Below are 20,732 nucleotides of genomic sequence, written 5' to 3' on the forward strand. Positions count from 1 at the left end.
GTCAAGGCCCGTGCTGCTCGCCTGATCGGCGACGACAGTGTCGAGATCGGGATCAAGGCCGTCAGCCAGTGGCAGATCAACCATATCGTCGCGCAGCGCTATTCCAAGGGGCGTGTTTTCTGCGCCGGTGATGCCGTACACCGCCACCCGCCTGCCAATGGCCTGGGCTCCAATACCTCGGTTCAGGACGGTTTCAACCTGGCCTGGAAGCTGAAGTGGGTGCTCGAGGGCAAGGCTACGCCCGAGCTGCTGGAAAGCTATTCGGTGGAACGCCAACCGGTCGGGCGGCAAGTGGTCGAGCGGGCGATGCAAAGCGTGGCCAATATGGCGCCGATTCCCGAGGCTCTGGGATTCAAGCCGGGGCAAACCGAGGCGCAGGGCTGGGACAACCTGCATCGCACTTTCGGTGCAGGGGAGGAAGGGCGGCAGCGCCGGCAAAAGCTTGCGACCGCGATCGAGCTGCAAAATTATCAGTTCAACGCCCACGGCGTGGAGTTGGGACAGCGCTACTGCAGCTCGGCGGTGGTGCCCGATGGAACGGCGGCACCCGAATATACGCGTGACCCCGAACTTTACTATCAACCCACGACCTGGCCCGGTTGTCGATTGCCCCATGCCTGGCTCAACCGTGATAGGACCCGGTTCTCGACGCACGACATCGTCGGCCAAGGCGAATTCACGCTGTTGACCGGTATCGGGGGAAAGGCCTGGAAGGATGCCGTGCAGACTATCGAAGAACGTACCGGAATCCGGATGAATGTCCGCTTTATCGGGCCGGGTCAGGATTACATCGACTGTTTCGGTGACTGGGAGAGGCTGCGGGAGGTTGATGACGACGGCTGCGTGCTCGTACGTCCCGACCACTTCGTGGCCTGGCGGGCCCGCGCCTGTACGGAGTCCAGCCTGAAGATGCTGCCCGACGTCGTCGAGCGGATTCTCGGACGCCGCTGGTCGTCTTAATGCGGTTTGAATTGCGGGGCCAGGCCTTGGCAATGACCTGGCACCCGCCGGAGCGCTTACATCATGACTTGTTTACACGTCGAAAAGACTGCAAGAGCGGCGGTGCACTCGCTGGATCACTTTGCACTGGAGGTACCGCAGCTCTGCATCGCACAGGCTTTTTACGAAGCTTTCGGACTGAAGGTAAAAAGGCAGGGGAATAGCCTCGAATTACAAGCCTTCGGCAGCGACCCCTGTTGGGGAAAGCTCTATACCGGCAAGAAAAAACGGCTGCGGCATCTGTGCTTCGGTGCATATGAGCAGGACATGCCGGCAATCGAGCGACAACTCGAGGCGGCCGGCGTCCCGCGGTTGCCGACTCCGCATGGTGAGGATGGGCGCGGCCTCTGGTTTCATGATCCGGACCAAAATCTGATCCAGGTTCGGGTGGCTCCCAAAGTGACGCCTGACGAAAAGGCATCCGGCGTCATCCCGTCGGCCGATGCGGGGACACGCGGTGCGCCCAATCGTCAGGACAGGACCGGAGTGCGTCCAATCCGGCTGTCCCATGTGTTGATTTTCGTCACCGATGTCGAGCGTAGTATCGGTTTCTTTGAAGACACGCTCGGTCTGCGCCTCTCGGACCGGTCGCGTGACATCGTCGCCTTTTTGCATGCGCCCCACGGCGCCGACCACCACACCCTGGCATTCGTGAAGTCTGAAAGCGGCGGGTTCCATCACTGCAGCTGGGCTGTATCCGGTATCGACGAGGTGGGTCTGGGTGCGATGCAGATGGCCGAAGCCGGCTGGCCCGAAGGCTGGGGTGTCGGGCGTCATGTGCTGGGCTCCAACTATTTTCACTATGTCCGTGATCCCTGGGGCAGCTATTCGGAATACTCCTGGGATATCGATTACATCCCGGCTACGGTGGAGTGGGAAGCCATGGATCACCATCCGGAGGATTCGCTCTATTTATGGGGGCCCGACGTGCCCGAGGATTTTGCAGTGAACCACGAGATATAGCGGAAGGTAGGCCAAACAGAAATTTTAAGTATTTACGGGGCCGTTTTATCCTGGATATTCAGTCATATATTTGGCTGGAGTGTGCACTGTTGATTAAATTGAATAGACATTCCTGTTGCCGTCTCTGCATTTAAATATTGTATTTTTATGAGGCTTTAAATGGTGATTGCTACTCGAACCATGACCGACGAACAGCGTAAATCGGTTGCCTTGGAGTACCTTAAGGCATTTGATAATGGCGGGGTTACATCGAGCGGTGACTCAATACTGAGCCTTTTCGCTGAGGATGCTCAGGTCTACTTCCCAAAATGGGGCCTGGCTAACGGTAGAGATCAGATAGGCCAGTTGTTTAGCGATGTGGCCAGTACGATCGAATCCATTGAACATCATTTTTCCCATTTCAACTGGGTTTTCTCGGGTGACGACCTTCTGGTTTGCGAAGGTACCAGTCATGGTAAGCATCAGGATGGTGCCTGGCGCGCAGGTGTCCCCGAGTGGGGAGCCGGTCGCTGGTGTGATGTCTTTGAGATCCGGGACTGGAAAATACAGCGCTGTTTTATTTACCTGGATCCGGACTATGCCGGAAAAGATTCAGATCGGTATCCGTGGATAAAAAACAGTCAGGAAAATCAAGGGGACTAAGATGAAAAAACTTCTGCAGATCAGGACCAGTATTTTTTCCGGACAGGGGCAATCGAACCGGCTTTCCGATGCCTTCGTCGCAGCCTGGCGGGACAACCATTCGCAGAGCGAGGTCGTCGTCCGCGACTTCGCCGAAGAGTCGGTACCCCATCTCGATGGGGCGGGTTTCAGGGCCTTCCTGGCCAAACCGGAGGAGCGGACCGCCGAGCAGCAGGCGCGCGTCGACTATTCCGACGCTCTGATCGACGAGCTGAAAGCGGCTGATGTCGTCGTCATCGGTCTGCCGATGTACAACCTGGGGTGCCATCGACACTGAAGGCGTATTTCGACCATATTGCGCGTGCCGGCATTACCTTTCGCTATACGGAGAGCGGACCGCAGGGCCTGCTTTGCGGCAAGAAAGTCTACATCTTCGCCACTAGGGGTGGACGCTACTTCGGTACGCCGCTCGACACCCAAACCGACTTCGTGCGCAACTTTCTTGGCCTGATCGGCATCACGGATGTCGAGATCATTTATGCCGAGGGCCTGAACATGGGCGAGGAGAGCAGAGCGGCCGGGCTGGCCGGCGCAGAGTCGGAGCTGAGTCGCATCCTGGCACTTGCACTCAATATTAACCCGGCGGGTTAATACATGAAGCAGGGATGCTTCATCATTGGCCGCAGGCCAATGCGAACGCCACCAAAGCCAGCATGTCCGCGCACCTGCGCCCGCTTTTGTGGCGTGACTGACAAATAGGTAGGGAACCTATTTGTCAGCCAGGTTAATAGTTGAATCTGACTAGCCGGATTTTGATCGGCCTAACAGCACATACGCGAACTTGCGACTGCTTTTGAGGAGAACCTGTTTTCCTGTCGGTGTGTGGCTTTCTTCTGACTCATGATACACACCTTCATGGGCAGGTGATCTTACCTGCGTCTGTGTGTCCGGCAATATGCCATCCGTTTCGATTGCTTGTTCGGTCGCACCCGGACTGTATTGTCAGGAACGTTCCATGCTGAGGTTATCTTCGAGCGCTGTGTTGATGGCAGCGGATGGACTTCATAGGATCGTAGCGGACATGGCCGACTTGTCTTGGGCGCAAGAGCGGTACATAATGCGCTCTTATCCCGTTGGGCGAACGGGAAAAATCTGTTTTCTAACAATGAGTTGGGTGCTGCAGTATCTTCCCTTCACCCGCTCCATTTCAGCTCCGTTTCCTATATCCAACGACTCCAGCAAGTTCCAAGGATAGATTCAACCCGAAAACCTTAAAGGGGCCCGCGAATTCAACTCCGAAGTGCGACACCCGCCTATGCGGCCTGAAGGTATTCTTGGAATACCACTTCAGGCTGCCTGAACCCGAGGCATTTGCGAGGCCTCAGGTTTAACTGTTTCTCCGCTTGCCGGACATCTTCGTCAGTGATCGTTCGAAGATCCGTACCCTTCGGGATGTACTGGCGCAGCAGGCCGTTAAAGTTCTCGTTCAGCCCTCGCTCAGTACGGATGGGCAAAGTAGACCTCCGTGTTCAGCGCCTCGGCGATGGCCTTGTGCTCAACGAACTCGGAGCCGTTATCCGCCGTGATCGTATGCACGTGTGCCGCATAGGGCTTGAGCTTGAGCATATCGATGATGGCATCCCGCACATCGGTGGCCCGTTTGGCTTCCACCTTGCGCACCAGATACATCTGGCTCTTGCGCTCTGCCAGGGTGACCAGGGCACCGCTCCCGTGCTTGCCCAAGACCGTATCGACTTCCCAGTCACCGAAGCGCTCCCGCGTGTCCACAATTGCCGGTCGCTCATCGATAGATCGAGGCTCCGGAATGACCGAGCGCTTGTTGTTGCTACCTCTGCGATACCGTTTATGCCCTTGGCGCAACGCCTTGTAAAGCTTGCCGCCACGTGCCTTGTCCGCCGCCACATGGCGGTAGATCCACTCGTGACTCACCGACATGCCGATAAGTTTGCCGACGCCACTGATCTGTTCCGGGCTCCACCGCCAGGACAGCGTCAGTTCCACGTACATGACGGTCTGCTCTGGCACCCTGTACTTGCTTGCTCCGACCCGACGTGCGCAGGCTCTGGCATGCGCCTCCTCGGGCTGATACACCCCGTTATGACTGTTACGCATCATCTCCCGGTAGACCGTGGAACGATGGACGTCTACTACTGTGGCGATCGCTGCTGGCGAACATCCCTGCGCAAGGAGAACCGATATCTGGTATCGTTTCCCCTCGGTCAACTGCTGATAGCTCATGGTGATACTGCTGCTTTCTTTGGCGAGATGAAGCGTACCACCGTCGGCAGTTGACCACCTCTCGCCGCTCAACCATGAGTGTCGCACTTATTATCTGAATTCCCGACACCATGATCATCAATGTAAAAAGTTCGTTACGCGGAAGTTGTCACTCAATCGCGGCCAAGCATCTGCCCCGACATCTGGCCGAGTACTGCTACCGGTTCAATAACCGTTTTAATCTGCGAGCTCTGTTCCCAAGCTTGGTCGCCATGCCGTGCGAACACCGCCAATGCCGTATCGGCTGCTAAAGATGGCTGAGGTTTTGGGGTAATCAGGTATGCGGATGCTGCAAAAGAAGCCCGAGCGAGTGAAAAAGTACTTCGAGCACCGGCATATCGCCTACGCGGCGTGAATGTATTTGCAGGTCGGGTTAATAACACGTAAATAAGCAGGAGACCCATCTGAGACACCTCAAACAATCAGTTGGTTAGAATTGGGTGTCCCGTTAGCTCCAACATACATGCAGAGACATATGTGGGAATGTTGGATTGCTATCGTTAATTGGAAATTGAAACGTTTTTTTCTGGTTTGCTTGCAACGTAGTCCGGAAAAATGGCTTTGCGAATAATTGCATGCACACCCAGATTACCATCCACCACTTGGGTAATACCAAAATCTACTGCCACGGAAATCAGTGAGATGGCTTCATCTTCACTCAGTTGATGGGCCTTCATAAGATAATGGCGGGCTTTTCTGAAAGCATCCCGCATAGCTCCTTCCATTGATGAATTTTTATACACCTGAGTTTGGGCATTAGGTCCAAGTTCGGTCTGATAGTCGGAGAAGCTCATGCCCTGCAAGACCCATTCATCCGGCGTTTCCAGAAACGGATGACTGAGTCCATCCATAAAGCTGCCTTTTATATCGCTTTGTTTGTGTAGCACCAATTGGAATACGCCGGTTAAAGAGCATTCGATGGCGGTGCCGCATAATTCCGAATCGCCTTGCGAAGCATGGGGATCACCGACCGAGAATCGTGCTCCCGATGTAGCAACAGGCAGGAATAACTTAGCGCCTTTTCCCGCGCGCCAGTTATCCATATTGCCGCCAAAATAGCTGGGTGGAATCGAATCAACCATACCGTCTTCCCTCGGCGCAACTGCCATCACTCCGAAATGTGGTCTGACGGGAATCGTTGCTTTTTCGAGTATGCCGAACTGTTTGTCGATACTGGCATGATCGACCGGTATTCCCGGGTAGTCAATGGTCGGGTGCACAATACCATAAGGATCGGTCTGTGGTGTCCAGCGAAAATTATAGATCGCCTTGGCATGTGGTGGGTGGGTGTGCTGATGCACTTCGTATACGGTCACCACTTCACGCTTTTTGGGTTCGGTCAGCAAATCGTCATATTGAAAGCCCCACCAGGTGGCAGCGTTGCTGCCAAAGTGTTTTCCTTGATGCTCCGAGCTGCGGCTGAGACGGGGTTGAATATCGAGTATGCGTATTTCCAGCACATCGCCGGGTTCGGCATCGGTGACATACACCGGGCCGGTGCAGATATGTACACCAAAACCCTCTCCGGCACCGCGTCCAAATATTGTGGCATCCATCGGCCCAGCACCGCGCCGGTCTACGTTTTTGGCAGTGCGCGTCCAATGGAAAACGCTTTGCGCTCCGGCATCACCCTCAATCATACGTTCACAGTCATCGCTAGCATGCTGGGACAAGGTTTCAATGGTCACAATATCGCCAGAGCGAATGGTTAACACCGGTTTAATCTCATTGCTGAAATAGCCCCAGTGAACGGTTTTATCCGACACTGGCAGATAATACTGCCGAGGTGCGTGAGCATTTGTCTGCGCTGGTACGCTGTCCTCTGGTGCAAGTGCGCGTTTAGGCGCAAGCCTCAGGGAAAGAGCGTAACGAGCGTGATCATCCAGTACGTCTTGAAACGGTCGGCGCCGCTGTTGAATATCGTCTTGCAACGTCAATTTCTGAGGTTCGGTGACTGGTAAACGAGCAGAGGGTTTTGTTTGTGGGCAACCACGCCGAAGCTGTTCATGCAGATCCTGAGGCGGTGCCGCACGGTAGCTTTTCGGCGACATGCCCATAAACTGCGAAAAGGTGCGGCTGAAATTAGCAGCGTCATTAAACCCCCAGCGATAGCACAACTGGGCAATACTGAATTGTGCCAAGGCCGGATTAGCCAGATCAATGCAGCAATGTTGTATCCGCCGGCTTTTCAGGTATTCGCTGAACGTTGTGCCACTGTTTTTGAACAGCTTCTGTATGTACCTTGCTGATAATCCTTCCTGTGCGGCGATTTTATCAATATGCAGATCAGGATCATCCAGACGGGAATCTACCGATCGGCAAACGCGGCGTAAGTGGGCCAATTGCACATCTGTGACGTCATCATTGGCTCCTGAATGTTTATGTGAGAGACAGGCCACCAGTAATTCGGCCAGCGTCGTTTCCAAGGCAGGCAGTTCATTGCGATCCAGATGCGGCAACTGATCGGTCAGCGATTGCAGCATGTTCAGGCATAACGTCCCCATACCCTGTTCTGTATTGATACGATTCGCTTCCTGTCGTCCAGTTCGCACTAGCCTGAGCAGAAAGCTAGAAGACTCCAGTTTGATCAACATAATTCTGAAATGGGTTTGCAATACCATTTGCCAGAATTGACTTGGATCGAGCAACATGATATCGCCCGAGCGTAATGTGACTGACTGATCGTCTTCTAGCACCTGCGCGGTGCCATCAAGCAAGGCGAGCACCAATACAGTGCCTTGTACGGGCTGGGTTGCTTTGCCTGAAATTGGCGAGAGAATCTGTGGGGTTGCGGTGAGTTGTACAAATACTGAGTCGCGTGTCGAGACCGACAGTGCCATATGGCTACAATCATCGCTATAGCCTAAACTCACAGCATCGCTCACCAGACCGAGCCTGGAAAGTATCTCATTCCAGGCCGGCTGGCGTAACTCTGTCGGTACAGCGCTGGTGGAGAAGCGTTTCAGATCAGTCAAAGTCGTGTGTTACTCTCTGATTACTGAATATTACTTTTGCAAGTGTTATGCCATATCAATTGCTACCACGGGCGGGGAACATGGATTTTTTAAGGATCGCATGGACACCCCAGTTGCCATCGACGACTTGTGTGATACCAAAGTCCGCCGCCACCGTCATCAGCGATATCGCCTCGTCTTCGTCCAGGTGCTGGGTGGTCATCAAAAAATGACGCATTTTGCGATAGGCATCGCGTAAGGCTTTATCAACAGAAGAATTGCTGTAGATATCATCTTGGGCATTGGGTCCCAGCTCACTCAGATAGTTGGCATAACTGAAGCCGTGCAGCACCCAGTCGTCCTGAGTTTCCAACAATGGGTAATTAAGTTCGGCCAAAGGTGTGCCCGGGAGGTCGGCTTTTTTGTGCAATATAAACTGAAAAGTACCGGTTAACGAACATTCGATAGCGGTTCCGCACAGTTCGGAGTCACCTTGAGAAGCGTGTGGGTCGCCTACTGAAAACATTGCGCCATCAACGGCGACTGGGAAAAAATCTTTGCACCCTTGCCAATTCGCCAGTTGTCGATGTTGCCGCCGGTGTAGTTAGGTGGAATGGAGTTCACCATATTCGCTTCGGCAGGAGCAAGGCCGATAGTGCCGAAGTGTGGGCGGATCGGTATACGGATATCACGCAGGATATTGTCTTTTTTAGTGATGGTGTTGGGATCTACCGGCACGCCTGGATAATCGATAGTGGGATGAACAACGCCGAAGGGATCGGTTTGCGGTGTCCAACGATAGTTATAGACTGCCTTGGCCCAATTACGCTCTCCAGTAGCATCGACTTCATAGATGGTGACGACTTCTCGTTGTTTCGGCTCAGTGAGCATATCTCCGTAATGAAATCCCCAATTGGCAGCAGCATTGCTACCAAAAGTCTTGCCTTTGTATTTGGGATTGCCGCTGGGTCTTGGTGTGACATCGGCAATGCGTACTTCCAGAATATCACCTGGCTGAGCGCCTTTGATTCGCACTGGTCCGGTACAGATATGCACACCCGCACCAGCACCCGCACCAATGTTGGCATCCATCGGACCGGCACCACGACGGTCGACACCTTTGCGTTGGGCATCCCAATAAAAAATGCTTTCAGCACCTGGGTCGCCTTTCACCATCCGTTCAGCATCATCATTGGAATGGTGGGTTAGGGTTTCCATGGTGACAAAGTCGCCCGATTCGATCTCAACGGTGGGTTTGGCTATTTTGCTGAAATAGCCCCACATAACGGTTTCCGGGGTGGCAGGAATGTAATAATGCATCGGGCCGGGAGCGTCTGGATCTTTTGAAGCATTAGTTGCGCCTGCGGCATAACTCATCGGCGACATGGTGACGCCCATTGCGCCCAGTGAGGCGGCCCCGCCACCGACAAGGGAGTTCCGCAGAAAAGAACGCCGTGCCGTATCAAATTCCTCGACGACATCTTTTTTATTCTCCGCTGTGATGCCATGTGTGCAACCTGCTGTGCAAATATGCTCTGTCATGATTTTCTCCTCGGATAACTGCTTGATGTTGAACGCGCCCCGGCTGTCCAGCACGTGCAGATATTATGTTCCGGAGGGTGCGGTTTCTTCTTGTCGGCAGGCGCACTAATTCTTGTCGGTGGCAATATATTTTGGCATGGAGCCGCTGTTACCTAGTTGAAGATCACTTATCAAAAAGCCATTTTACCAAACCCCAGGTACAGTATACCTATTTCCGAGATCCCGCCTGATGTTGTCGTAAGATGGATCCATTTTTGAACAAGGAGGTTGTACATGGCCAAGATGGCCCGGGTTGTTGTGCCAGGGTACCCTCATCACGTAACACAAACGTGGTAGCCGGCGGCAGAAGAGGTTCTTCTGCGAGGAAGATTATCGGTATTGAACTAAACCGCTTCGCGGTAGCTCCAGGCCTCAGACGCTCCCCCACGTTCCCCATTGCCCACACTTATCTGTGACCACTGTCGGTCGACCTGATGAAGGAGATAAGTGATGACACCGTTACGTCGAAAAATGATCGATGCCAAGATCATGAAGGGGGTCGCCGCCAATACCCAAGAGGCCTATCTGCGGGCGATGCTCCAGCTCGTCAGACACTACCGGCGATCGCCCGATACGCTGGACCGCGACCAGATCCAGGCCTATCTGTTGTATCTCATCAAGGAGAAGCACCTGTCGCTGGCCAGTTGCCGACAGGCGATGCACGGTATTCTCTTCTTCTATCTGCATGTGCTACAACGCCCCCTGGATGGACTGACGCTGGACTATCCGAAAGTTCCGCAGCGCATCCGGAACTGCTCAGCCCGGCGGAGGTGGCTCAGATCATCCAAAGCTGTGCCAATCTCAAGCACCAGACCCTACTGGCCGTCTGCTACGGTGCCGGCTTGCGGGTCAGACGGGATATCGAGAGCGCTCAAGGCTATCTCCGCATCGAGCAGGGCAATGGCGCCAAAGACCGGCATGCCTTGTTGACCCCGTGTCTGCTCAAGCAGCTGCGGCATTACTGGCTGAAGTATCGCCCGCAATCGATCCTGATCTACAGCGCTGACGACCGGGCGACCGCCTTGACCCGAAACGCGATCCAGCGGGTTTACAGGGCGGCGAAGAATAGAGCCGGTATCGAAAAAATCGGCGGTATTCATTCGCTGCGTCATGCGTTCGCGACCCATCAGTTGGCCGCGGGCATGCCACTGCATGAGTTGCAGCACTTGCTCGGACACCAGAATATCCGCAGTACCCAGCGCTACATCTACTGGTTGCCGGCGTGCCGGCCCGGTCTGGGTAAAGGCTGCGACCTGCTGCGGGAGGTACTGAGCGATGACTGACCAACCCACCATGGCGGCGATCATGGCGCGCTTCCTGGCACCCTATCAAGAGCGCTGCCCCCTGGCGGCGCAGCAAGCCCGCGCCTGTCACAGCATCTGCTGTTGCCGGACCGAAGCCCTGGGCGGGCAAAGCTGGGGCTGCAACCGCTGTGGCTATCATGAGATTCGCTTCCACTCCTTCCGCAACCACCATTGCCCGCAGTGCCAACAGCAGGCGTCCCAGCAGTGGCTGGAAGACCGGCAACAGGACCTGTTGTCCGTGCCATACTTTCACCTGGTGTTTACCTTGCCGCACAGTCTGAACGACTGGGTACAATGCCATCCGGCGATGCTCTATGACCTGCTGTTCAAGTCGGTCTGGACGACGCTGAAGACCTTCGGGGAAGATCCGAAGCGGCTCGATGGCGAGCTGGGCATGACTGCGGTCCTGCATACCTGGTCGCAGAACCTGACCCGGCATGTACACCTTCACTGCTTGGTACCCGGCGGCGCTCTGTCCAAGCAGGGGGATGCCTGGCATCCGGCCAAATCCAACTACCTGTTCCCGGTGAGGGCCCTGTCGCGGTATTTTCGTGGCGAGATGGTCAGGCGCCTGCGCCAGGCCTACAGCAAGGGGCTGCTGCCGAAAGTGGGAGACGCGCGTGCGCTATCGGCCAAGCTGGATGAACTGATGGTCACCGACTGGGTGGTCTACAGCAAGGCCTATTACCAGAACAGCAAGACGGTACTGACGTACCTGGCGCGCTATACCCATCGCATTGCCATCAGCCAAGGCCGCCTTGTCGAGATGGACGAGCAGTCGGTCCGCTTCGCCTGGAAGGACTACCGCGATAGGGATAAGCGCAAGGTGATGGAGTTGTCCGGCATCGAGTTTATCCGCCGCTTCCTGCTGCATGTACTACCGGCCGGCTTTATGTGGACCCGACATCTGGGGTTCATGGCCAATTGTCATCGCCGCAAGAAACTGACACGCATCCGGGACTGCCTGCAACAGCAGCGGACCGAGATAGCCAGTCAGGAAGCCAGCGACAGCGTCCCGACCAAGCCGCCGGCCCCGATGATGATCGAGCCATCGCCGCCACAACGTTGCCCACGCTGCGGTCAGGGGCACTTGCAGTTCTACGAGGAGGTCTCACCGCAGAAAGCTCGAACAATGACGGCGGCTTAAACGCCGCCATCGACCGCAGCGCGCGTTCCGGAATGGGCGCCTTGAACGCGCTCAGGCCTTCGGCTGGCTTATCGGCTGGAAATTGGCCAAACTGACGCTATTCAGCCAGGTAAATTGCAAAACAAAGAGGACTGCATGACCGTTTTTCGAGTCCTATCCAACGCCACGCCGATCGGCATCCTCTCCCACCTCGGGCCTCGACAGTCGTAAAGATCAAACAATTTCCATATAGAAGCGGTGGTCGGATCGACGCGGCTCAGTTCAACGGACGTTTATCCGCCATGCTGCGCACAGCGAAGAAAAGCTTATGCAATATGGGATCCATCCGTTGTTACTAGTTGCCTCCATGGCATGACCGCGGCGGGGATTATCGTTACACTGGACTAATAACCAAACAAGTTATGCAGCAACCGGTTCCTCTATGACTACCAATGCCTTTGCCTTCGAGAAGGCCCTGACCAACAAGACCAAGAAAGACGTGCTCGCCGGGAAGATACTCGAGATGATCTTTACCGGCCTGCTGCGCGACGGCGATGTGATGCCAAGTGAGCGGGAGCTCGGCAACATGTTCGGCGTCAGCCGCGAAACGGTGCGCGGCGCGTTGGCAATCGTTGCCGCCTACGGCCTGATCAGCGTGTCCCACGGCGCCAAGACGCGGGTCAACCGCAACGAGGAGCTGTTACAGCGCTGTACGCAACTGTTGCCCGAACTCGGGTCGGTCGAGATCAACAACTACGATGTTGATTCTGTATTCGACAGTCGCCGGGTGATCGAGGCGGCGATTGCCCGCAAGGCCGCCGTGAACATCGATCGCAAGGGCTTGGCGGCATTGCGCAAACTGCTCGACCAGCAGAAGCAACTGTTCCAGGAGCCGGTGCACTTCCAGCTATCGGACAAGAACTTCCACAAGCTGATCTCGGAATACGCCGACAACGACATCCTGCTCAAATATACCGAAGACCTCTACGGTTACGGGCTGCACTTCCGCCGTCTGGTGATGCAGTCGGAAGGGGCGATCGAGCGCAGCTACCAGGAGCACGAGGCCATCTACCGGGCGCTGGAGGCAGGCAATCCCGAAGCGGCCGAACAGGCCATGCTGCAGCATATCGACAGCGTCTATTGCACGACCGTCGAGGCGATGCGGGGCTGCAGCTGAACGCCTGTTGCGCCCGATCACCGAATCCGACTCCATGCCCCGGACGAAACCGGACCGGTGCCATCTCCCTTCCGGTGCCCAGGTCGTGCCCTGGGACCGCGTGCTTTGCGGTCTGCCCTGACGGCTAATCATAAAGGCCCGTTGCCCGGCGGATAAAGCCGGCGTCTGCCGGCCGCAGTCCGGTTCAATCTGGGCTTTCAATTCCCATCGCTCCGGTTGGCCGGACCTCCGGCCCGGCCGCACAGGGTAGCCCGGACACGTCGTGCTCGTATTTCTGTGAATTTTCGGCGCTTGACCCATGCTTGAATGTACTGGTACAGTTACCGAACCAGTAGGCCAGAGCGGATTTGTAAATGGGCTGGCCGAGCAATCAACGAGAGGGGCTTTAGATGGTCAATGACAAGCCGACGGTCGCGCTGACACTGGGGGATCCGGCCGGTATCGGACCTGAGCTGATCGCCAAGCTGCTGAGCCGGGCACAGGTGCTGGATGCGGCGAAGGTGGTGCTGGTGGGCGATGATTGGTTGTGGCGGCAGGGGCAGGAGATCGCCGGCGTCAACGTCGAGGTGCAGCCGATCGGCTCCCTGGCCGAGGCGCGCGAGCTGGACGATTGCGGCAAGCCGCTGTTCCTGGCGCTGAACACGGTTTCCCCGGACGAGGTCGAAACCGGTGTCGCCAGGGCCTCGGGCGGCGCCTCGGTGCTGCGGGTGCTGGATCTGTGCCTGGCGGCGGTGCGCGACCGCCAGATCGATGCCATCTGCTTCGCGCCGCTGAACAAGCACGCGATGAAGCAGGCCGGCTTGAAGTTCGAGGACGAGCTGCACTACTTCGCCGACTTTCTCGGTGTCGAAAGCTTCTTTGCGAATTCAATACGCTGGGCGGGCTCTGGACCTCCCGGATCTCGTCTCACGTACCGCTCAAGGACGTACCGCTGTACCTCGACAAGGGGCGCATCAAGGAAGCCAGCCGGCTGATCCACCGCTCGCTGCAGGCGGCGGGGATCGTCGAGCCGCGGGTTGCGGTGGCGGCGCTGAATCCCCACGGCGGCGACGGCGGCGTCTGCGGTCGCGAGGAGATCGACATCATCGCACCGGCAGTGGCCGAGCTGAACGCCGAGGGGCTGCAGGTGCTGGGGCCCTTCCCGGCTGACACCATCTTCCTGAAAGCGCGCGACGGTGAGCTCGACGCCATCGTCACGATGTACCACGACCAGGGCCAGATTGCCATCAAACTACTCGGCTTCGAGAAGGGCGTCACCGTGCAGGGCGGCCTGCCGGTTCCGATTACCACGCCGGCCCACGGCACCGCCTACGACATCGCCGGCCAGAACCGCGCCAATGTCGAGGCGGCGCTGCAGGCCTTTAATATCGCCTGCCGGATGGGTGCCGCCTACCGCGCCCAGACCAACTGAGCAGCAACATGGAGAATCCATCGATGAAAATCACCAAAGTCCGGGCGCGCACCTTCGAGTGGAAAGGCCACACGGTCCCACCTCAGCCCCACTTCTGCTCCAATGCCATGGACCAGCTCTGGGACCGCGGCGACTCCATGGGCACCTTCCGCTTCCACGGCTGGACGGTGGTCGAGGTCGAAACCGATGACGGCCACGTAGGCATCGGCAACGTGGCGCTGGCGCCGCGCATCGCCAAGGCGATCGTCGATCAGTATCTGGCGCCGCTGGTGATCGGCCACGATCCCTTCGACTACGAATACCTGTGGCAGCGCATGTACCGCTCGACCCACGCCTGGGGACGCAAGGGCGTCGGGATGGCGGCGATTTCGGCGATCGACATCGCGCTCTGGGACCTGATGGGCAAGGCGACCGGCCGTCCGGTGTTCAAGCTCCTCGGCGGCCGCACCAAGGAGAAGATCCCCTGCTACGCCTCCAAGCTCTACCGCACCGACCTGAAGGAGATGCAGGAGGAAGCGCAGCGTTATCTGGATCAGGGCTTCAGCGCGATGAAGATGCGCTTCGGCTACGGTCCCAAGGACGGCCCGGAAGGCATGCGCAAGAACCTCGACAGCGTCGCGGCGGTGCGCGAGGTGATCGGCGACGACATCGACCTGATGCTCGAGTGCTACATGGGCTGGAACCTGGAATATACCAAGCGGATGCTGCCGAAACTGGAGAAGTTTGAGCCGCGCTGGCTCGAGGAGCCGGTGATCGCCGACGACATCGACGGTTATGCCGAACTGAACCAGCTGACTTCGATCCCGATCTCCGGCGGCGAGCACGAGTTCACCAGCTACGGCTTCAAGCAGCTGCTCTACAGGAAGGCGGTTTCGGTGATCCAGTACGACACCAACCGTGTCGGCGGCATTACCGCGGCACACAAGATCAACGCCCTGGCCGAGGCCTACAGCGTCCCGGTGATCCCCCACGCCGGCCAGATGCACAACTACCACCTGACCATGTCGACGCTGGCATCGCCGATGTCCGAGTTCTTCCCGGTACACGACGTCGAGGTCGGCAACGAGCTGTTCTACTACATCTTCGAGGGCGATCCCGAGCCGGACAACGGCTTCATCGATCTGGACGACGACAAGCCGGGTTTGGGGCTGTCGATCTCGGACAAGTATCTCGATCAGTTCAACATCATCGAGTGAGGAGGGCAGCATGAAAATCGTCCAGATCCGGCATTCCCGGGGCGTGCGGGCCGCGGTCGTCGAGAGCCGCGACCAGCTGCGTCTCGTCGACTTCGACGGCGGCACCTACGCGCTGGCGCAGGCCGCCATCGCCGCAGGCGTGCCGCTGGCTGAACTGATCGGCCGCCACCGCAGTCACGAGCTGCTCGATTACAAGCAGGTCATCGACCGGCAGCAGCTGCTGCCGCCGATCACCCATCCGGACCCGGCGCGCTGCCTGGTGTCCGGCACCGGCCTGACCCATCTGGGCAGCGCCAGCACCCGCGCCGAGATGCATGCCCAGGTGTCGGCCAAGGCGAGCGAGCAGACCGACAGCATGCGCATGTTCCAGCTCGGCCTGGAGGGGGCAAGCCCGGGACCGGCAAGTCCGGCGCCCAGCCCGAGTGGTTCTACAAGGGCGATGGCGACATCGTCATCGCGCCGGAGGCACCACTGCCGGTACCGGCATTCGCCGAGGATGCCGGCGAAGAACCCGAGCTGGTCGGGCTCTACGTCAATGCCGCTGACGGCACCCTGGCGGGTGGGCTTCGCGATCGGCAACGAGTTTTCCGACCATGTCACCGAGCGCGCCAACTACCTCTGGCTGGCGCATTCGAAGCTACGTGCCTGCAGTTACGGCCCGGAGCTGCTGATCGGCGACCTCCCGGCCCACCTGGAAGGGGAGAGCCGCATCGTGCGCGACGGCGAGGTGGTCTGGCGCAAGCCATTTCTGACCGGCGAGGAGAACATGGCGCACAGCATCGCCAACCTCGAACATCACCATTTCAAGTACCCGCAGTTCCGCCGTCCAGGCGACCTGCACGTGCACTACTTCGGTACCGCGACCCTGAGCTTTGCCGACGGCGTGAAAACCCGTGACGGGGATCGCTTCGAGATCGAGCTGCCGTCACTGGGTCGGGCGCTGCGCAATCCGCTGCGCTTCGCCGAGGCGCCAGGTTCGGTGGCGGTGGCCGGCGTGCTTTAGTTCCAACGTCCGCCGGTTCGTACCGGCGGACGTCAATACCCGCAACCATAACAACAAAGAGGTGCCCGAGATGATAACCAATACCCAACCTCTGAAAGCCCTGCTGATCGCCGCTGCGAGTGCCGCGGCACTCTCGTTCAGCCAGGTCTCCCTTGCGGAATGGAAGCTGACCTTCGCCCATGCCCACCCGGTCGAGGACTCGCAGCACCTGGCGGCCGAGCGCTTCGCCGAGCGCGTGGCCGAACGCACCAGCGGCGAGGTGACGGTCCGGATCTTTCCGAGCGGTCAGCTCGGCGACGATCCAGGCATGATCGCCGGCGTCCGGGGCGGCACCATCGATATCGAGCTGTCCGGCAACCCCTATTTCAGCGGCCTGGTCGGCGAACTCAACGTGCTGGACCTGCCGTTCCTGTTCGAGGATGCGGACCAGGCCTACCGGGTGCTGGACGGCTCGGTCGGCCAGGACCTGCTCGGCCGCATGGCCGACAAGGGCATCAAGGGGCTGGCGTTCTGGGAAATCGGCTTTCGCAACCTGACCAACTCGCGTCGTCCGGTCGAGGACGCCGCCGACATCAAGGGCCTGAAGTTGCGCACCACGCCGAACCCAGCCCATATCGCCGCCTTCAAGGCGCTGGGGGCCAATCCCACGCCGATGCCGTTCGCGGAACTCTTCACCTCGCTCGAGACCCGCACCGTCGACGGCCAGGAGAATCCGGTGACGCTGATCCGCTCGGCCAAGCTGCACGAGGTGCAGGAGCACCTGTCGCTGACAGCTCATGCCTATACCGCGGCGCCGCTGATCATGAACAAGGCCAGGTTCGACAGCCTGCCGGCCGAGTTTCAACAGGTGCTGGAGCAGGAGGCGCTGGCCGCGGCCCGGTATCAGCGCGAGCTGAACAACAGCCGCATGGCGGACGACCTCGCCTTCCTGAAGGCACAGGGCGTCAAGGTCGTGGAGCAGCCTGATCGGGCTTCGATGCGCGCCATCGCCGAACAGCCGGTGCGCGCGAACTTCATCGATAAGCACGGCCGTGAACTGCTCGATGCCGTGGAAAGAGCCAAGTGATGACTGCGTCGCAATCAGGGTCGCGCGAGCGCTTCCTGCGCAGCGGCCGGGACGACGATCTGCCGATTGTCGATGCACATACAGAATCGAGAGGGCGCTATGCTTTCTGTTAACACTCATTCCGGGGGCAAGGCGGCCGGGGCATCGCAATTGCCGGGTGCGCTCGGCCGCTCCGGCCCGGAGTTCAAGATGCAGCTGATAGACAAAGTGGCCAAGCTCACCGAGCGGCTGCTGAACGCGCTGATGGTGCTGGCGCTGGTCGCCATGATCGCGCTGGTGTTCGTCAACGTGGTGCTGCGCTACGGATTCAACAGCGGCATTTCGGTCAGCGTCGAGCTGTCGCGGTTTCTGTTCGTCTGGGTGACCTTCCTCGGCGCCGTCGTGGCGCTGCTGAAACAGCAGCACCTGAGCGTTACCACCCTGGTGGAGCAGCTGCCGTCCGCCGTGCAGCAGGTACTGCAGCGGCTGGTCACCCTCGCCATGCTCGGTTGCAGCCTGATGCTGACGGTCGGCAGCTACAAGCAGACGTTGCTGAACTGGGACAACCTTTCGCCGATCAGCGGCATCCCGGTCGGCGTCTTCTACCTGGCGGGCCTGCTGGCCGGCGTACTAATGTCGATCGTCCTGCTGTACCGGGTCTTCTTGCCAGCCGGTCCGGCCCTGCCCGAGGAGCACCAGTCATGACCATCACACTCTTCATCGGCTCGCTGCTCGGGGCCATCGGCCTCGGCGTGCCCATCGCCTTCGCGCTGCTCGTCAGTGCCGTGGTGCTGATGCTGCATCTGGGCATGTTCAACTCCCAGATCCTGGCGCAGAACCTGGTCAACGGGGCCGACAGTTACACCTTGCTGGCGATTCCGTTCTTCCTCGTCGCCGGCGAGGTGATGTCCCGCGGTGGCCTGTCCAATCGTATCGTCGTACTGGCGATGAGCCTGGTCGGGCATCGCAAGGGGGTTGGGCTTCGTCGCCATCTTCGCCGCCATCATCATGGCCAGCCTGTCCGGCTCGGCGGTGGCCGATACCGCGGCGCTGGCCAGCATGCTACTGCCGATGATGCGCCAGGCCGGCTATCCGCTGGGGCGCTCGTCCGGCCTGATGGCGGCCGGTGGCATCATCGCGCCGATTATTCCGCCGTCGATCCCGCTGATCATCATCGGTGTCGCCGGTGGCATCTCGATCAGCAAGCTGTTCCTGGCCGGTATCGTGCCGGGGCTGATCATGGGTGTCACTCTGGTGCTGATGTGGCTGCTGATGACCCGCAGAGAAGATCTGGTGGTGGCCGAAAAGGCGAGCGGCCGCGAGCGACTCAAGGCGCTGCGTGACAGCTTCTGGGCGATATTGCTGCCGGTAATCATCATCGGCGGCATCAAGACAGGCGTTTTTACACCGACCGAAGCCGGTGTCGTGGCGGCTGTCTATGCCATCTTCGTCGCCACCGTCGTCTACCGTGAGCTCAACCTGGCGCAGCTGTACGAAGTGTTGGGCCAGGCGGCGCGCAGCACCGCCATCGTGATGTTCCTGGTGGCGGCGGCAATGGTCGCGTCCTGGCTGATCAGCATCGCCCAGCTGCCGCTGATGGTCGCCGACATGCTGGCACCGCTGGCGGACAATCCGCGGCTGCTGATGCTGGCGATCATGGGCGTGGTGCTGGTGGTCGGCATGGTCATGGATCTGACGCCAACCATTCTGGTGCTGACGCCGATCCTGATGCCGATCGTCCAACTGGCGGGTATCGACCCGGTCTACTTCGGCATCCTGTTCGTGCTGAACTGTTCGATCGGGCTGATCACACCGCCGGTCGGCAACGTACTGAACGTCATCACCAGTGTCGGCAACATCAAGTTCGAAAAGGCGGTGGCCGGCGTCTTCCCCTTTGCCCTGGCCTACGTCGCCATCCTGCTGCTGTTCGTCGCCTTCCCGCAGATCATTATCGCGCCGATGCAGTGGCTGGCCGGCTGAAACCGAGCACCCCCGGCGGTGGCCGGCGCTCCGGCGTCGGTTGCCGCCTCTTACCACCAACAAGAGAGAGAACGATGAAAGCAACAATAAAAGCCTTCACCTTCGCCGCCCTGACGGCCCTGTCGATGACCCAGGCCCAGGCCGCCATCGAACTGAAACTGGCCCATGCGGCACCGGATTCCGATACCCAGCAGGTCGCGGCCGAGCGCTTCGCCGAACTGGTGAAGGAGCGGACCGGCGGTGAGGTCGAGGTCAAGATCTTCGGCAACAGCGTGCTGGGCGGCGACCAGCAGATGATCGCCGGGGTGCGCAGCGGCACCATCGATATCGAGATGTCCGGCAACCCGAACTTCGCCGGCCTGGTGCCCGAGCTCGGCGCTTTCGACCTGCCCTATATCTTCGGCGATCGCGAGCAGGCTTACCGGGTGCTCGACGGCGAGGTCGGCCAGAATGCCCTGGGCCTGGTGGAGAATGTGGGCATGAAGGGGCTGGCATTCTGGGAAGTGGGCTTTCGCGCCATGACCAATTCCAAGCACCCGATCAGGACCCCGGACGACGTCAAGGGGCTGGTGATGCGCACCAATTCCAACAAGTCGCTGATCGAGGCCTTCTCGCTGCTCGGCGCCAACCCGGTGCCGATGCCGATCGGCGAGCTCTATACGGCGCTGGAGACCCGCACCGTCGATGCCCAGGACCACCCGATCGGCATCGTCTGGTCGGCCAAGTTCCATGAGGTGCAGAAGTACCTGTCGCTGACCAACCAGGCCTATACCTCGCTGATCATGGTTATGAACAAGGAGCGCTTCGACGACCTCGCGCCCGAGTACCAGCAGGCGGTCCTGAGCGCTGCACGCGAGGCCGGCCAGTACCAGCGCGAGCTCAATGTCGAGCAGGAGAAGGAGATCATCGCCCAGCTGCGGGCCGGCGGCATGGAAATCGAGGAGAACGTCGATACCGCCGCCTTCCAGGCCGTGATCAAGCCGACCTGGGATACCTATATCGAGGCCAACGGCCGCGAATGGATCGATGCCATTACCGCGGCGGCCCAGTAACACCAACGCCAACCACCGGGCC

At 58.7% G+C, this 20,732-nt stretch carries 14 protein-coding genes and 6 pseudogenes; 16 read left to right on the forward strand and 4 right to left on the reverse strand.

Going from position 1 to position 20,732, the window contains the following annotated elements; translation table 11 throughout:
• The first annotated feature begins 24 nt into the window (after positions 1-24).
• The 4 genes and pseudogenes from ACFQDL_RS23370 to ACFQDL_RS23385 all read left to right on the forward strand — a co-directional run bounded on the left by ACFQDL_RS23370 (position 25) and on the right by ACFQDL_RS23385 (position 3,234).
• On the forward strand, positions 25-960 hold the full coding sequence (locus ACFQDL_RS23370; RefSeq protein ID WP_379913286.1) for an FAD-dependent monooxygenase: 936 nt from the start codon (positions 25-27) through the stop codon (positions 958-960).
• A gap of 102 nt (positions 961-1,062) precedes the next feature.
• Positions 1,063-1,962 carry a VOC family protein gene (locus ACFQDL_RS23375; RefSeq protein WP_379911106.1) on the forward strand — a complete coding sequence of 300 codons (900 nt, stop codon included), beginning with the start codon at positions 1,063-1,065 and terminating at the stop codon, positions 1,960-1,962.
• A gap of 159 nt (positions 1,963-2,121) precedes the next feature.
• Positions 2,122-2,604 carry a nuclear transport factor 2 family protein gene (locus tag ACFQDL_RS23380; RefSeq protein ID WP_379911107.1) on the forward strand — a complete coding sequence of 161 codons (483 nt, stop codon included), beginning with the start codon at positions 2,122-2,124 and terminating at the stop codon, positions 2,602-2,604.
• Position 2,605: 1 nt separating this feature from the next.
• Positions 2,606-3,234 (forward strand): annotated as a pseudogene (locus ACFQDL_RS23385) (FMN-dependent NADH-azoreductase).
• 662 nt (positions 3,235-3,896) lie between these two features.
• Here the strand turns inward: ACFQDL_RS23385 and ACFQDL_RS23390 are convergent.
• Positions 3,897-4,842 (reverse strand): annotated as a pseudogene (locus tag ACFQDL_RS23390) (IS30 family transposase).
• Between the two features lie 104 nt (positions 4,843-4,946).
• Between ACFQDL_RS23390 and ACFQDL_RS23395 the strand changes: the two are divergent.
• Positions 4,947-5,155 (forward strand): annotated as a pseudogene (locus tag ACFQDL_RS23395) (IS1595 family transposase); the annotation flags it as partial.
• A gap of 226 nt (positions 5,156-5,381) precedes the next feature.
• Here the strand turns inward: ACFQDL_RS23395 and ACFQDL_RS23400 are convergent.
• The 3 genes from ACFQDL_RS23400 to ACFQDL_RS23410 are packed head-to-tail and all read right to left on the reverse strand — an operon-like array spanning position 5,382 to position 9,377.
• Positions 5,382-7,856 carry an acetamidase/formamidase family protein gene (locus tag ACFQDL_RS23400; RefSeq protein ID WP_379911108.1) on the reverse strand — a complete coding sequence of 825 codons (2,475 nt, stop codon included), beginning with the start codon at positions 7,854-7,856 and terminating at the stop codon, positions 5,382-5,384.
• Between the two features lie 55 nt (positions 7,857-7,911).
• Entirely contained in the window at positions 7,912-8,361 is a 450-nt protein-coding gene (locus tag ACFQDL_RS23405; protein WP_379911109.1) for an acetamidase/formamidase family protein, read from the reverse strand.
• Positions 8,349-9,377 (reverse strand): acetamidase/formamidase family protein, encoded by a 1,029-nt coding sequence (locus ACFQDL_RS23410; RefSeq protein WP_379911110.1) that lies wholly within the window; start codon positions 9,375-9,377, stop codon positions 8,349-8,351. Before ACFQDL_RS23410 ends, ACFQDL_RS23405 begins: the two co-directional genes overlap by 13 nt.
• Before the next feature lie 528 nt (positions 9,378-9,905).
• Between ACFQDL_RS23410 and ACFQDL_RS23415 the strand changes: the two are divergent.
• The 11 genes and pseudogenes from ACFQDL_RS23415 to ACFQDL_RS23465 form a co-directional block, all read left to right on the forward strand.
• Positions 9,906-10,061, forward strand: a pseudogene (locus tag ACFQDL_RS23415) (phage integrase N-terminal SAM-like domain-containing protein); the annotation flags it as partial.
• On the forward strand, positions 10,061-10,699 hold the full coding sequence (locus ACFQDL_RS23420; protein WP_379911111.1) for a tyrosine-type recombinase/integrase: 639 nt from the start codon (positions 10,061-10,063) through the stop codon (positions 10,697-10,699). The pseudogene ACFQDL_RS23415 and the gene ACFQDL_RS23420, both read left to right, overlap by 1 nt.
• Complete coding sequence (locus ACFQDL_RS23425; RefSeq protein WP_379911112.1) at positions 10,692-11,867, forward strand: IS91 family transposase; 1,176 nt, start codon at positions 10,692-10,694, stop codon at positions 11,865-11,867. Before ACFQDL_RS23420 ends, ACFQDL_RS23425 begins: the two co-directional genes overlap by 8 nt.
• Positions 11,868-12,288: 421 nt before the next feature.
• Positions 12,289-13,023, forward strand: a complete 735-nt coding sequence (locus tag ACFQDL_RS23430) for a FadR/GntR family transcriptional regulator (protein WP_379911113.1) — start codon at positions 12,289-12,291, stop codon at positions 13,021-13,023.
• A 389-nt stretch (positions 13,024-13,412) separates the two neighbouring features.
• Positions 13,413-14,434 (forward strand): annotated as a pseudogene (locus ACFQDL_RS23435) (4-hydroxythreonine-4-phosphate dehydrogenase PdxA).
• Positions 14,435-14,457: 23 nt separating this feature from the next.
• Positions 14,458-15,630 carry an L-rhamnonate dehydratase gene (locus tag ACFQDL_RS23440; protein WP_379911114.1) on the forward strand — a complete coding sequence of 391 codons (1,173 nt, stop codon included), beginning with the start codon at positions 14,458-14,460 and terminating at the stop codon, positions 15,628-15,630.
• Between the two features lie 10 nt (positions 15,631-15,640).
• Positions 15,641-16,633, forward strand: a complete 993-nt coding sequence (gene araD1 / locus ACFQDL_RS23445) for an AraD1 family protein (RefSeq protein WP_379911115.1) — start codon at positions 15,641-15,643, stop codon at positions 16,631-16,633.
• A gap of 70 nt (positions 16,634-16,703) precedes the next feature.
• Entirely contained in the window at positions 16,704-17,699 is a 996-nt protein-coding gene (locus ACFQDL_RS23450; protein WP_379911116.1) for a TRAP transporter substrate-binding protein, read from the forward strand.
• A 189-nt stretch (positions 17,700-17,888) separates the two neighbouring features.
• Positions 17,889-18,383 carry a TRAP transporter small permease gene (locus tag ACFQDL_RS23455; protein WP_379911117.1) on the forward strand — a complete coding sequence of 165 codons (495 nt, stop codon included), beginning with the start codon at positions 17,889-17,891 and terminating at the stop codon, positions 18,381-18,383.
• A pseudogene (locus ACFQDL_RS23460) lies at positions 18,380-19,658 on the forward strand (TRAP transporter large permease subunit). Before ACFQDL_RS23455 ends, ACFQDL_RS23460 begins: the two are co-directional and overlap by 4 nt.
• A 74-nt stretch (positions 19,659-19,732) precedes the next feature.
• Positions 19,733-20,710: a TRAP transporter substrate-binding protein gene (locus tag ACFQDL_RS23465; RefSeq protein ID WP_379911118.1), complete on the forward strand. Its 978-nt coding sequence runs from the start codon at positions 19,733-19,735 to the stop codon at positions 20,708-20,710.
• Positions 20,711-20,732: the final 22 nt, after the last annotated feature.

The sequence above is a fragment of the Marinobacterium aestuariivivens genome, assembly GCF_042661465.1.
Classification (GTDB): domain Bacteria; phylum Pseudomonadota; class Gammaproteobacteria; order Pseudomonadales; family Balneatricaceae; genus Marinobacterium_A; species Marinobacterium_A aestuariivivens.